Annotated in this window: 9 protein-coding genes; 5 read left to right on the forward strand and 4 right to left on the reverse strand. The window is 59.7% G+C overall.

Features of this window, described 5'->3' with window-relative positions:
- Nucleotides 1-98: 98 nt before the first annotated feature.
- Nucleotides 99-866 (reverse strand): sulfite exporter TauE/SafE family protein, encoded by a 768-nt coding sequence (locus tag CLM72_RS22980; protein WP_105228350.1) that lies wholly within the window; start codon nt 864-866, stop codon nt 99-101.
- A 100-nt stretch (nt 867-966) separates the two neighbouring features.
- Between CLM72_RS22980 and CLM72_RS22985 the strand changes: the two genes are divergently transcribed.
- The 5 genes from CLM72_RS22985 (at nt 967) to leuA (ending at nt 10,494) form a co-directional block, all read left to right on the forward strand.
- On the forward strand, nt 967-1,857 hold the full coding sequence (locus CLM72_RS22985; RefSeq protein ID WP_105228352.1) for a LysR family transcriptional regulator: 891 nt from the start codon (nt 967-969) through the stop codon (nt 1,855-1,857).
- A 10-nt stretch (nt 1,858-1,867) separates the two neighbouring features.
- A complete protein-coding gene (xseA, locus tag CLM72_RS22990; protein WP_054897806.1) occupies nt 1,868-3,247 on the forward strand; it encodes an exodeoxyribonuclease VII large subunit in 1,380 nt (459 codons plus the stop codon).
- Nucleotides 3,248-3,250: 3 nt separating this feature from the next.
- Nucleotides 3,251-4,072 carry a M23 family metallopeptidase gene (locus CLM72_RS22995; RefSeq protein ID WP_057975063.1) on the forward strand — a complete coding sequence of 274 codons (822 nt, stop codon included), beginning with the start codon at nt 3,251-3,253 and terminating at the stop codon, nt 4,070-4,072.
- A gap of 402 nt (nt 4,073-4,474) precedes the next feature.
- Nucleotides 4,475-8,416 (forward strand): membrane-targeted effector domain-containing toxin, encoded by a 3,942-nt coding sequence (locus CLM72_RS23000; RefSeq protein WP_177430942.1) that lies wholly within the window; start codon nt 4,475-4,477, stop codon nt 8,414-8,416.
- A 398-nt stretch (nt 8,417-8,814) separates the two neighbouring features.
- Nucleotides 8,815-10,494: a 2-isopropylmalate synthase gene (gene leuA, locus CLM72_RS23010; protein ID WP_105228354.1), complete on the forward strand. Its 1,680-nt coding sequence runs from the start codon at nt 8,815-8,817 to the stop codon at nt 10,492-10,494.
- A gap of 197 nt (nt 10,495-10,691) precedes the next feature.
- Here leuA and CLM72_RS23015 read toward each other — a convergent pair whose 3' ends face one another.
- From CLM72_RS23015 to ltrA, 3 genes are all read right to left on the reverse strand, one after another.
- Nucleotides 10,692-11,483: an amidohydrolase gene (locus CLM72_RS23015; protein WP_096143339.1), complete on the reverse strand. Its 792-nt coding sequence runs from the start codon at nt 11,481-11,483 to the stop codon at nt 10,692-10,694.
- Nucleotides 11,471-12,619: a pyridoxal phosphate-dependent aminotransferase gene (locus CLM72_RS23020; RefSeq protein WP_105228356.1), complete on the reverse strand. Its 1,149-nt coding sequence runs from the start codon at nt 12,617-12,619 to the stop codon at nt 11,471-11,473. The genes CLM72_RS23015 and CLM72_RS23020 overlap by 13 nt, the downstream gene beginning before the upstream one ends.
- Before the next feature lie 161 nt (nt 12,620-12,780).
- Entirely contained in the window at nt 12,781-14,097 is a 1,317-nt protein-coding gene (gene ltrA, locus CLM72_RS23025; RefSeq protein ID WP_201913665.1) for a group II intron reverse transcriptase/maturase, read from the reverse strand.
- Nucleotides 14,098-14,266: the final 169 nt, after the last annotated feature.

The following is a 14,266-nucleotide window of genomic DNA, read 5'->3' on the forward strand; positions in this document are numbered from 1 at the left end:
AGCCCGGCTCCCACAGGTGATCGCATTCCAATGTGGGAGCCGGGCTTGCCCGCGATGACGCCCGGGAGGCTGGCAGCTTAATCCCTGAAAAAATCAGGTCAAGTACTCAAATACCGTCCGATCAACGCAATACCACTGGCCAATACCAGCCAGGTCACCAACCGCACGAACGCCTCACGGGACAGCCGCATCGTCAGCCTGCGCCCACACCACAACCCCAGAACCATCGCCGGAAACAGGCAAACCGCCAACATCAATAACGGCAAATCTGCATACACCCCGGCAATCAGGAACAGACTCAAACGCACCACCGTGCTGCAACTGATCAGCGCGCTTTGCGTAGCCCGCGCCGCGTCCTTGGGCAAACGGCTGTTCAGGTAAATCGCATATAAAAAGCCGCCACTGCCGAATAGCGCACCAAACAGCCCCCCAACAGTGCCCATGGGAACCGACCAGCCCGCCGCCAGCTGAGTCGGTCGTGCTTTCACCGCCAGGCTGTAAATCGCGTAGGCGCTGATAAACAGCCCCATCAATAACAGCAACAGGTCCGAATGCAGGTTGAGCAAAAACACCACGCCCAGGGTGCAGCCGATGGCCATGCAGGGCAGCAACCGCAACAGTTCCGGCTTGTTCACATCGCGCCGCGTTTGCAGCAGGCCGCCAAACGCCGCGACAAAGTCCAGAAGCACCAGCAACGGGATGATCTTCGACAGCGGCATGAATAAAATCAGGATGGGCCCCGCCACCAGCGCCGTGCCGAACCCGGCAATGCCGAACACGATATAAGCCACCGTCACGCCCAGGCCGATCACCAGCCAATCAATACCACCGAACGACCACTGGCTCATCAGCTCAACCGGGCCCATGAATTATTCCTTCTATTGAGATGCCGTTCACTTTAGCCATCGGCAAGGGTTGCGACTAATATCTTCCAGGCTCACTACTCATCTCAAAAAGGCATGACTCTTGATCTCCACCCGGCAACTGCGTTATTTCGTCGAAATCGCCGACAGCGGTAGCTTCAGTGCTGCCGCCGAGCGCCTGTTCGTGGCGCAATCAGCCTTGAGCCGGCAGATCAAGGAACTTGAATCTCAACTGCAAACCCCACTGTTCGAACGCACTGCACGCCAGCCAAGGCTGACGGCCGCCGGCGAAGCCTTCTACCCACGGGCGCGCAACCTGCTGAGTGAGTTGCTCAAGGCCAGCGACCTGGCGACACAAGTGGGCCAGGGCCAGCTCGGCACCTTGCGCCTGAGCCATTCGAGCACCGTGCCGATGAGCGGCGCGTTACTGCAAGGCATCAGCACGTGGCTGGAGCGCTGTCCGGGTGTGTCGATGGATATCGTCAAACTCTCCTCCGAAGCCCAACTGGAGGAAATCGCCGAGGGGCGCCTGGACGTCGGCCTGCTGCGGTTGCCGGTGTTGCGCCAGCGCGAAGGCGTGCGCGTGGTGCCTTGGTGCACCGAGCCGTTGGCGCTGGCAGTGCCTACGGGTCATCCCTTGGCACGCGGCAACGCAGCGGTCGAGTTAATGCAACTCAAGGACGAGGCGTTTATTTCAATCCCCCACCCTCAGCGCGGCGGGCTGAGCTATCTGTCGGCTGAATTGTGCATGCGTGCAGGTTTTTTCCCCAAGGCGGCGCGGGTGATGTCGCGCAAGACCACGCAGTTGCAATTGATCCAGGCCGGTTTCGGTATTGCCTTGCTACCAAAATCCATGCAGGACATCGCCCCGCCCAACGTGCAATTTTTGCCCTTGGCCGACCCTGACTGCGACAGCACCGTAGCCCTGGCCTGTGCGCAAGCGCCAAACGCGCTGGTGGAGCAATTCTGTCAAACCCTGCACGAATGCCTATAAACTGCCGCCCATGATTAAAGATCCTTTTGCCCGCTTGGGCCTGGACCGCGAAGTCCTGACTGTCAGCCAGCTCAACGGCCGTGCGCGGGTGTTGCTCGAAGACGTGTTCACCAATATCTGGGTGGAGGGCGAGATCTCCAACCTCGCCCGCCCGGCCTCCGGCCATGTGTATTTCACGCTCAAGGACAGTGGCGCCCAGGTGCGTTGCGCGCTGTTTCGCAATAACGCGGCGCGGGTACGTCAGGCGTTGAAGGATGGCCTGGCGGTGAAGGTGCGCGGCAAGGTCTCGTTGTTCGAGGGCCGCGGCGATTACCAACTGATCCTCGATACCGTGGAGCCGGCCGGTGATGGTGCGCTACGCCTGGCCTTCGATGCACTGAAGGAAAAGCTGAGCGCCGAAGGCCTGTTCAGTGCCGAACGCAAAGTGGCGCTGCCGGCGCATCCTCGGCGCATCGGTATTATCAGCTCGCCCACCGGCGCGGTGATCCGCGACATCATCAGCGTGTTCCGCCGCCGCGCGCCGAACGTTGAACTGACCCTGATCCCTACCGCCGTGCAAGGCCGAGAAGCAATCCCGCAAATCGTGCGGGCGCTGAAACTCGCCGACGCCCGGGGTTTCGACGCGCTGATCCTGGCCCGTGGCGGTGGCTCCCTGGAAGACTTGTGGTGCTTCAACGAAGAGGCGGTGGCCCGCGCAATTGATGCCTGCGTTACCCCTATCGTCAGTGCCGTTGGTCATGAAACCGATGTGTCCATCAGCGACTTCGTGGCGGACGTCCGCGCCCCTACTCCCTCCGCCGCCGCCGAGTTGCTGGCTCCCGACGCCAGCCACCTGGTGCGTCAAGTGGAAAACCTGCAGCGCCGCCTGGTAATGCTGATGCGCAACCGCCTGAGCCACAGCCGCCTGCGCCTGGAAGGCATGGCCCGGCGCCTGCGTCACCCGGGCGAGCGCTTGCGCCAGCAGGCCCAGCGCCTGGATGACCTGGACATGCGCTTGCGCCGCGCCTTTGAGCGTAGCCTCAATACCCGTCGCGAGCGCTTGATCCGCCTGGAAACCCGCCTCGCCGGCCAGCACCCCGGCCGTCAACTGGCACTCTTGCGCCAGCGCCTGGACAGCCTCGCCGAACGCCTGCCCCGCGCCATGCGTGAAGGTCTCAAGGCTCGGCGTCTGCAACTGCAGAGCCAAGTGCAGACATTGCAGGTGGTCAGCCCGCTGGCGACCCTGGGCCGCGGCTACAGCATCCTGTTGGACGAGCGCGGCCAGGCGATTCGCAATGCCGCACAAACCCACACCGGCCAGCGCCTCACCGCGCGCCTGGGTGAAGGCCAATTGCAAGTGCGGGTGGAAGACAACCACCTGACACCCGTCACCCTTTCATTATTGGATTGATCGATGCCACGCCTACTGAGCCTGTTGATGCTGTTGTGCCTCACATTTAACGCCCACGCCGACAGTTACATCACGCGGACCCTGAACAAACCGGTGCCAGGCGGCGTGGCCGTCGTCGAACTAGGCCCTTCGGCCACGGCGCCGAAAGCCACCTACCAGGGCAAGCCGGTGCTGGTGGTCAAGGAGCAGGACAACTGGCTGGCGATTGTGGGTATCCCGTTAACGGTCAAGCCTGGCAACGAGCGCATCAGCAGCGGTGGGCGCAACCTGCCGTTTATCGTCGGTTACAAGAAGTATCCGGAACAGCGCATCACCTTGAAGAACAAGAGCCAGGTCAACCCTGACCCGGCCCAGCTCAAGCGCATCGAAGGCGAACTGGCAGTGCAGCTCAAGGCTTACCGCAGCTTCAGCCCGAACCTGCCTAGCAATCTGGTGCTGGATAAACCGGTGAACGGGCCGCTTTCGAGCAAATTCGGGGTGCGCCGCTTCTTCAACGGTGAAGAACGCAACCCGCATTCGGGCCTGGATTTCGCCGTACCGGCCGGCACACCGATCAAGACACCCGCCAATGGCAAGGTGATTCTGGTCGGCAATTACTTCTTCAACGGCAATACCGTGTTTGTCGACCATGGCCAGGGCTTTATCAGCATGTTCTGCCATATGTCGAAGATCGATGTGAAGGTGGGTCAGCCACTGGTGCGCGGTGCGGTAGTCGGCAAAGTCGGCTCGACAGGCCGGGCCACTGGGCCGCATATGCACTGGAACGTCAGCCTGAACGATGCACGGGTAGATCCGGCGATTTTTATCGGCGCGTTTCAACCCTGAATACCGTGGCCGTGAGGGGCGTCAGTGATTTCCTGCGCTGGCGCCTGATCTGCCGGAGGTTCGCTGCAATGCATTGTGATCTTCTTACACTTTTGCGATGAACCATCCGACACCCGAGACTCACTCAACCAGCGATTTACACGGACGTAATGAGCAGGACCTGAGCATTGGAGATCCAATTCCCATGAGACTCTTTCCATGTCACTTACCCCAGCACTGTCAGAGCGACATTCGCAAAACCTCCTGACCTCATCTCACGCCTCACCCGGTACTCCCCCGACCAGCCCGCCTACACCACCCGCAACTCTGCAACAACCTGCATCAGCTCCCTTGCCCGCCGCCGCCAATTACGCCCCCGATGACCCGCCTACTCCCGCCTCGTCAGGTATAACCCCGGCGAAAATGCGATACCCGCAGTTGGTGAAGCATTTCAAACCCAGCAATGAAACACAGTTCACCGCTGAACACGCGATGCTGACCGAAGACAAGCAACGCCTGCATAGCCAGCAACCCGGCTTCAAGGCCTTTGTACAGTCGCAACTTGAGGAAGCGTTCCCCGCGATCAGGCCGCTGAATCCCGACATGCTCAGTTTCAATCGCTACAGAGTGGGCGATGGACGCGAATCACTGGCCTCTTCAGAGCCCCTGATGGCTGCGCTGGCCAGGATGATCCGCGACATCCAGGCCAACCCGAATGCGTTGATGCGCCCGGAGCGAGGCATAAGAACTGAATTCACCTATCGACGAACCATTGCCGACCTGGCGGTACCGGCCTTTACCGAAGGCACGCTGCAATCCATTGCTCGCAGCATTGCCACGCAATACCCGCAGGCGCTTGAAGAATACTGGAGCACACCGCGGCCGGTGGAAAATCAGCCGACTCTCCAGATGTCGCCGCAAGAGCAACTGTTGTTCCTGCACAAAAAACAGCTGTCGATCCTCGCCTCACTGCGCCTGAGCGATGGCACCCTGAGCGCGACCGGCAAAGGCCTGATCGACTCCGCGTTGCGCTACCCCACCCTGCAAGACCGGGAAAAACGCTTCACCGACGGTGATCGCTTAGGGGTGTACCCCGTCACTGTGGATGACCAAACGGAACATGGCGCGATGCTGCCAGGGGCCTTTCTCATCACCCGAAAAGACGGCTCCTATGCTACGCCGCCCACCTGGCCGAATGGGCGCGCACTTGCGCTCAACGATGACAATGGCCCCGTCGTGATGTACACGCCCAGCGAAGGTTTCGAGGAATTCGCAACCCCGGCCCAGGCACGCCAGGCTTTGGCCAGCCGCCTGGACCAGGGCGGTGTCGAGGCCAAGTTGCTCCTGCAAGGCCTGCCCCCGGCTCTGCAAAACAGGCCCGACCCTATTACCGGAAAAGATCTAATGTCGAGTGTCGAGCCATCGGCCGGGGATGTGTTGGCGCAATCGATCCCCTGGATGCTCAAACGCCAGCGGGCAGACATTAATACCCACCTGAGCACAGCACTGGCGCCAGGCAAAACCGTCAAACCTCTTCTCGACAGTGCCACATTGGAAGGTATCGATAATGCGGCTGACTGGTCGTACCTCACCGATGGCACCAACGCCATGCTGGCCCGGGACGCCAAACTGACCGACAAACTCCAACCCGAATGGTTGAAGAATCTAAGCCCCTTTCAAGAAGCCTTGTTTTTGCACTTGGACAAAGCGCAGGAACGGAGCCTGGATGCGCTGACGCCCCTGCTTGAAAAAATTCCGGCGCTGAACACCTTCGCCCGTGACCGCCTGAATGCAGCCATCAAGCAGCGATACCCGGCAGCAGAAATCGATGCGGATCAACTCATGGTGCAGGTCCACACCCGCACCGCCATCCACGGCGGAAGAGGGACTGGCCAACCCCTCTATTCGAAACAAGACGCGGTGTCCCTGACCGACTTGGCGCTGAAGAATCCCAGTGGCTTCCCGGCCGTCGAAAGAGGTGTATACACCGATGAGAAAATGACCTTGCCTCTGCGCGACAAGCACGGCAAGCCCGTACGAGACCTGAGCGGCAAGCCGGTTACCCTGGATACCGACGATCTCAAGGCACTGGTCAATACCGCCGATGTCGGGGGCGAATACACCAAACTGCTCAAACAGAAAATGGCCCCAGATGCCCAATCGGGGAGCGCTGTGCACTTGCGCACAGCGTGGAAAGCTCATCTGGCAGACGCGATGGACAAAGAGGCGTTTCTGGCAGAACTCAGCCCCGACGCCTATACGGAACTGGCCAGCGACAACATTCATAAACGCGCGGCGCAGTGGGCGGATGCGGTACTGACTCACCCCGACCCGGCCACCCGCCCTCAAGTCGATGGGAAAACCATCGTCGCCAACAGCCTGCTCCACAGGGGGCTAGCGGTGCAGGGCGTGATGGTGATCGGCAACCAGACAGATCCATCGCTGGTGCTGTACACCCCCAAGGCTCCCGACGGCATTACTTATCGCGAAGTCGCGGACCACAAGGCCCTCGACACCCTCCTGGAGAAAAAAGAGTGGGCAACCTATATCGCGCAAAGAAAATCACCCGTCAGTAAAGATGAGGTCGATCAGTTCAAGGGAGCGCTTAAAGAAGCTGCGTACAGCCCAACGAAATTGATGTCCCCCGAGCTGGCGGTCTCGTCGATCAAGCTGCTGGGAGGCGCCACTCGCCTTGAGCCTATAAAAGGTGATTTCCAAGACCATCTGTACAAGCAACACGTACAGATGGCGATCGACCGAGCGGATCACCAGTCCGTAAGCAGTGCGGAGGTCGCACGGCAATCGCTCAAGAACAAAATCGAGTTCGGCATTGAAGTGGCATTGATCTTTACCGACCTGATACCGGTGGCTGGCAAAGGCGTCTCTGCGGGTTTTCGTCTGGGCAAAGCCGGCATCAGCGCACTGCGCGCCAACAGCAGAGTGTTGCCGCACCTGATCAAAAGACCCGGCCTGGGACGGGCGATCTACAGTGATTTCACCCTGTCTGCCGCGGGTATCTCCAATGTTCGCGCGGCCCCCATACGCCCGGTATTCAAGTCGTCGACGGCGACAGGCGCGATTACCCCGCGCCCAGGGCCAAGAGCACTGCCTGCGCCCGTCAGCCCAGTGCCGGCGCGACCTTTAGCCAGCACCGGCAACACTATCGCCGGCTCACGCACGCCCAACGACGCCGTCATTCCAGAGCGCGACTTGAGTGCGTACGCCAGGCCTGGCGATATGATCAACGGCCGGACGCTAAGGAGTGACGGTACCTATAACGTTGGCGACGAGTGGTTCATCCGATTTACCGACAGTACCCGCGTGAGCAGGGTTTATCAGATCGATTCAGCCTTTCACGCTCGCAGTGGCTGGGTCAATATCATCGACCCGAACGTCCCATCAACTGCGCCCAAAAGCAGTAGAATCGTCGCCTCTGTACAACATGCGGGCAACGGTGAATGGCGCCTGAATCAACTGCCCGGTGGAGCGCCCACGCCGGCACCGGGAGCTTCGACGAGAGGCGCCGAGGCCCCTGCCCGACCAGCGTTACCAGACGCCGAGTATTTCAGCCTCAACAGAGGGCGGCTGGTCGAAGCCGACTTCACCCCTAAAACCTTGCCAGTGGCCAGGTATTGGTTCAGGCGGGATTTGTACAACTTCTACAAGAACATGCTCACTCAAGGCCAGATGCCGCCGCGCCCGCCCCGGCTGGAGCTCGCACCCGGCACCTCGCCAGCCGACCTGTTGCGTAAGGCCTACGAAATCACTGATGTGGTGGTACTGGGCGAGCGCCATAACGAAATCGCCAGTTTCCAGATGCTCAAAGAGAATATGCAGGCCCTCAAAGAGTCGGGGGTTACCACGTTTTATATTGAAGGTGTCGAAACCAATGCCGCGGGCCAGCTCATGGATGTGGGCATGGGTGGCCACCGTCCTCAAGGCGCGTCTCCCACGCTCTCGGAACTGGTTCAACTTGCCAATGACAATGGAATCACCGTCAAATCCCTCGAGCACCACTACTTGACCCGCCGATCGGATATGCCCGATTTCTACAAGTACGTTGGGGACAACGACAACGGCATTACTCGCCTGCAAGAATTCAATTACTTCGCGACCCGTATCTTGGAAACACGCAAGCCGGGCGAAAAAGTACTCGCCTTGGTCGGCCGGGCCCATATGAACACGGCCCGAAACGTTCCAGGTCTGGCGGAACTCACTGGAGGGGTGGGCATAGGCGTGTACCCGGACAAAACATTCAACAAGAGTGTTGCCATCAGCGGCCCGTCAATACCAAGGGACCCCGGGGCCAACGTCACGAATAGCCATACGGCAGGGGATTATCAGGTCTTCCATAAAGTCATTTGAGTAATCACCGTCGTGCGTTGTTTGCACGATGGTGAGCCCTTCACTGTCGCATGCGGCGCCACGGGAAAACCTCATCACCAAAATTGCGCCACCACCTACAGCAGCGCAACAATGTGAAGAAAACAAGATGCTGTTAGCAATAAATATTCGTAAAGCTTGTTTTACACAGAAAATCTATCAATTTTTCCCGACCACCTTGCCATCTCACTTGGCCACGGTTAGGGTTGGGCTTATGAAAACCTCTCACACCCTCATTCAGCTCCGCCAGCACCGCAGCCTGTGCCTTGTCAGCGCACGACTGCCAGGCTGAATCGATCTGCCTCGCCCTCAGTTTTATCCCCAATAACAGTTCCACGGCAGGCCGCCTTTTCTCGGCCCCTACAACCAAGGATTTCCCGATGAGCATGCTCAAAGACCCGTCTTCGAAGTACCGCGCGTTCCCCACCATCGACATTCCGGACCGTACCTGGCCGTCGAAGACCATCACCCAAGCGCCTATCTGGTGCAGCTCCGACCTGCGTGATGGCAACCAGTCGCTGATCGAGCCGATGGACGCGGTGAAAAAGCTGCGCTTCTGGAAGACCCTGGTGGCCGTTGGCGTGAAGGAAATCGAAGCCTCGTTCCCTGCCGCGTCGCAAACCGACTTCGACTTCGTGCGCACCCTGATCGAAGACAACCACATCCCCGAGGACACCACCATCCAGGTGCTGACCCAGGGCCGTGAAGACTTGATTGCGCGTACCTTCGAATCCCTGCGCGGCGCGAAGAAAGCCATTGTGCACTTGTACAATGCCACCTCGCCGTCGTTCCGCCGCATCGTGTTCAACCAGGACAAGGACGGCATCAAGGCCATCGCGGTCAACGCCGCCAAGCTGTTCGTCAAATACGCCGCCCAGCAGCCGGAAACCCAGTGGACCTTCGAATATTCCCCAGAGACCTTCAGCGCCACCGAGCTGGAGTTCGCCAAGGAAGTCTGCGACGCGGTGATCGAGGTGTGGAACCCGACGCCTGAGCACAAGATGATCCTCAACCTGCCAGCGACCGTCGAGTGCGCCACGCCGAATATCTATGCCGACCAGATCGAGTGGTTCGGTCGCCATATCAACCGTCGCGACAGCGTGATTATCAGCCTGCACACCCACAACGACCGTGGCACTGGCGTGGCGGCCACCGAGCTGGGCCTGATGGCCGGCGCCGACCGTGTGGAAGGCTGCCTGTTTGGCAACGGCGAGCGCACCGGTAACGTCGATTTGGTCACCGTGGCGCTGAACATGTACACCCAGGGCCTGGATCCGCAGTTGGACTTCTCGGACATTGACGGCGTGCGCAAAGTGGTCGAGGAATGCAACCAGATCCAGGTGCACCCACGTCACCCGTATGTGGGCGACCTGGTACACACCGCGTTCTCCGGCTCCCACCAGGACGCGATCCGCAAAGGCTTCTCCCAGCAGAAAGACGATGCGTTGTGGGAAGTGCCGTACTTGCCGATCGACCCGGCCGATATTGGCCGCAGCTACGAGGCGGTGATCCGCGTGAACAGCCAGTCGGGCAAAGGCGGTATCGCCTACCTGCTGGAGCAGGAATACGACATCAGCTTGCCGCGTCGCATGCAGATCGAGTTCAGCCAGGTGGTGCAGGCCGAAACCGACCGCGTGGGCCTGGAGATGACCGCGCCACAGATCTACGCCTTGCTGCAGCGTGAATACCTGCAAGCCAACACGCCGTACGCGTTGGTCAGCCACCGCCTGCAGGAAGAGAACGGCAACAGCTTTGTCGAGGTAGAAGTCTCGGGCAAAGGCCAGGGCGAAACCAACCTGCATTGGAAGGGCAAAGGCAACGGTGCGCTGGAAGCCTTGGTGGCCGGCCTGCCGATTGGCGTGGAGATCATGGACTACAACGAGCACGCGATTGGTGCAGGTACCAACGCCAAGGCGGCGGCTTACATTGAGCTGCGCGTGAACGGTGAGCGCCCGGTGCATGGTGTGGGGATCGATGAAAACATCACTACCGCCAGCTTCAAGGCGCTGTTCAGTGCGCTGAACCGTTCGTTGAGCCAGCAGGAAGCCAAAGCGGCGTAAGCATTGCCGTAATGCAAAAGGCCCCTGGGTGAGAATCCAGGGGCCTTTTTGTTCGGCGTCAGAGTTGTATTGTTTGTGGGGCCGTCATCGCGGGCAAGCCCGGCTCCCCCATTTGGATTGCATTTTTTCAGGTAACCCCAATCAACTGTGGGAGCGGGCTTGCCCGCGATGACGCCCTTGCCGGCGACAGATAGGCCTTAGACAAACTGAAAGCTATCGGCATCCAGATTCGCCGGGAACCGTGTACGGTAAGCCGCCAGCTCTGCCGCATCCAGGATCACCTGGAACACCCCATCCGCCTCCCCTGCACTCAGCAAAGTCTCACCCTGGAAATCCAACACCTGGCTATCGCCGGTGTAGGCAAACCCCTTGCCGTCGGTGCCCACCCGGTTCACCGCCGCCACGTAACACAGGTTCTCAATGGCCCGCGCCGGCAACAGCCGATTCCAATGCTGACGCCGAGCGCCCGGCCAGTTGGCGGTGTACAGCAGCAGGTCCGTATCCTGGGCGTCGCGGCTCCACACCGGGAAGCGCAGGTCATAGCAGATCAGCGGGCGAATGCGCCATCCCTTTAACTCGAACTGCACCTGACGTTCACCTGGGGTGTAATGGTCATGTTCACCGGCCATGCGGAACAGGTGGCGCTTGTCGTAATGCAACACCTCGCCATCCGGCCGCGCCCACAGCAGACGGTTGCGGTGGCTGCCATCGGCGGCCTGGATGATCACACTGCCGGTAATCACGGCCTGATACTTTGCCGCCTGGGCCTGGAGCCAATGATGGGTGGGGCCGTTTTCCGGCTCGGCAAGGGTTTCTGATTCCATGGAAAAACCGGTGGTGAACATCTCTGGCAGCACGATCAAGTCGGCGCCTTTGGCCTGCTCCAGCAGCAACTCGAAGTGTTCGAAATTGGCATGCCGGTCATGCCAGGCCAGGCTCGTCTGCACCAGGGCAATGTTCAGATTGGGCAGTACACTCAGATCACGCATAGTTTTTCCGCCGCTTGTCGCAACGTCTCCTCGCGTTTGGCAAAGCACAGGCGCACCAGGCGCTGGCCTTGGGGTGGGTGCTGGTAGAACACCGAAACCGGAATGGTCGCCACGCCATGTTCACGGGTCATCCACAGGGACATGGCGATGTCATCCAGGTCTGGGCGTATCTGCGAGTAATCCACCAGTTGGAAGTAAGTGCCGGTCACCCGGGTAAAGCTCAAGCGCGATGGCGCCAGCAGGTCGCAGAACAGGTCCCGCTTGGCCTGATAGAAGGCCGGCAGTTCTTCGACATGTTCCGGGTGTTCGGCCATGAAGTCCGCCAAAGCGTACTGCAAAGGGGTGACGCCGCAGAAGTTGACATATTGATGCACCTTGCGCAGTTCGGCGCTGAGGGCCGGTGGCGCGACCACGTAGCCGGTCTTCCAGCCTGTGACGTGATAGGTCTTGCCGAATGAGCTGACCACGAATGCGCGCTGATACAGTTCCTGATGGGCCAATACGCTGACGTGGGGCACACCGTCGAATACCAGGTGCTCGTAGACCTCATCGCTGATCAGGTAGATATCGCGGTCGCGGATCAGTTCGGCCAACTGGTCCAGCTCGGCACGGCTGATCAATGCACCGGTGGGGTTGTGCGGGCTATTGAGGATGATCATGCGCGTACGCGGTGAAAGCGCAGCCTTGAGTTTCTCGAAGTCCAGGGCGAAGCCTTGCAGGCTCAGTTGCACATGCACGCAGCGGCCACCGGCCAGTTCAACCGAAGGCTCGTAGCTGTCATAGCTGGGGTCGAACACGATGACTTCATCGCCGCTGCGAATCACCGCCTGAATGGCGCAAAAAATCGCCTCGGTAGCGCCTGGCGTGATGGTCACTTCAGTGTCGGCATTCACCGTGACGCCATAGCTTCGGGCGATCTTGGCCGCCACTTGCTGACGCAGCACCGGCAGGCCTGTCATGGGGGCGTACTGGTTATGACCGAGGGCGATATGCTTACCCACTGCATCGAGCAAACCCTGCGGACCATTGAAATCGGGAAAACCCTGGGACAGATTGAGCGCGCCGGTTTCGGCGGCGAGTTGCGACATGGTGGTGAAAATGGTCGTGCCGACGTTTGGCAGCTTACTGGTGATCATGGGAGCCCCCTTCGGGTGAGCTGCAAGTTTTAAGCTGCAAGCTGCGAGCAGGTCAAGGGGCAAACCGCCAGGCATCGGCATAGGGGGCGGCCTTCACAGGCCGCTCCCCTGCCACACCACCCGGCATGCGGGTCCGCACCGGGCGGTTCGAGAGATTGAGGTTATGAGAGACGTACTAATCCCAGCCTGTCGAACCACGCAATAGTAAGCACGCGATTCAGCTCCAGACGACTGTTATGCCACCAGCGGCAGGTGTTTCCTGCCACCTTCTGCGCCACTTGGTTACTCGCGCCAAGTGCTCGCAACTCGCGATACGTCGTCGTTCCGCGCTTCCATTGTTTGAGCTGGATAGCTCGCAATCGGTGTCGCATCCATTCGTCCAGCTCACGCCAGACGGCTGGGGTTTGCGACAACCCGAAGTAAGCTTTCCAACCCAAAATGTAAGGGCGCAGCTCATCGACGATTTGCTGCAAGCTACGACCACACGAGCGTCGGGTGTACCAGCGTATTCGCTGCTTGAACTGCTTCTGCGCTTCATAAGAGGCAGCACGCTTAGCTTCGTCGCGGAATGACCACAACTCATAGCCCAAATACTTGCGACCAAACGCGCTCGTCACCGCACTCTTACTCGCGTTGACGCTCAAGTGCAGCTTTTCATACAGACGCTTCAGCAAATCCATCACCCGTTGCCCCGCCTTCTGACTACGAACATAAACGTTCGCATCGTCGGCATAGCGCACGAAGCAATGACCTCGACGTTCAAGCTCCCGATCCACTTCGTCCAGTAGCACATTCGCCAGCAACGGCGACAGCGGGCCGCCTTGCGGCACCCCGCAGCGACTTTTCTCGACCACGCCATTGATCAGCGTTCCCGCATCCAGATACGCACGAATCAGCCGGATAACCGCCCGATCCGCGATCCGTTTGCGTAAACGATCCATCAAAATATCGTGGTCGACCCGGTCGAAGAATTTCTCCAGATCAACATCCACCACCACTTTACGTCCTGAAGAAACATAGCGCTGAGCCGCTAAAACGGCGCCCTGCGCACAGCGTCCAGGACGGAAGCCGTAGCTGTGTTCACTGAAAGTCGGATCGAGTAGTGGCTGCAAGACTTGCAGCAACGCTTGTTGGATCAAGCGGTCGGTGACCGTTGGGATACCCAGCTCGCGTTGACCGCCGTCGGGTTTGGGAATGGTTACACGCCGTACCGGACTGGGCCGGTAGACACCTGATAGAAGCTGTTCACGAATCGCCGCCCATTGGGTCAGCAGGTACTCGGCCGTCTGATCAATATCCAGACCGTCGACCCCCGCCGCACCTTTGTTGGCCTTGACCCGTTTCCACGCCCGCTTCAGGTTTTCTCTCGCAAAGGCCCGCTCCAGCAGCCCTTGCCCTGCGTTGTCGGTTTCATTTTGCGGGCGATTGACCTCGTCGCTGACGGAGCTTCTCACGGCTTCACCGTTCGCAGTCTCCATCAGCCCCGCGTTTGGCAGGCATCTGACTTCCGGTCTTTCGCATCAACATGGCCTATAACGCTTTCTCTCGTTCGGCCCTTCGTCAAAAAAAAAGACTACTACGGCCTCTGCTGACTTCTCGCTCCGGCTTGCACCGTCGCCCTTTCAGGCATGAGGCGAGATCTCCCCA

Source organism: Pseudomonas sp. MYb193, assembly GCF_002966775.1.
Taxonomy (GTDB): domain Bacteria; phylum Pseudomonadota; class Gammaproteobacteria; order Pseudomonadales; family Pseudomonadaceae; genus Aquipseudomonas; species Aquipseudomonas paracarnis.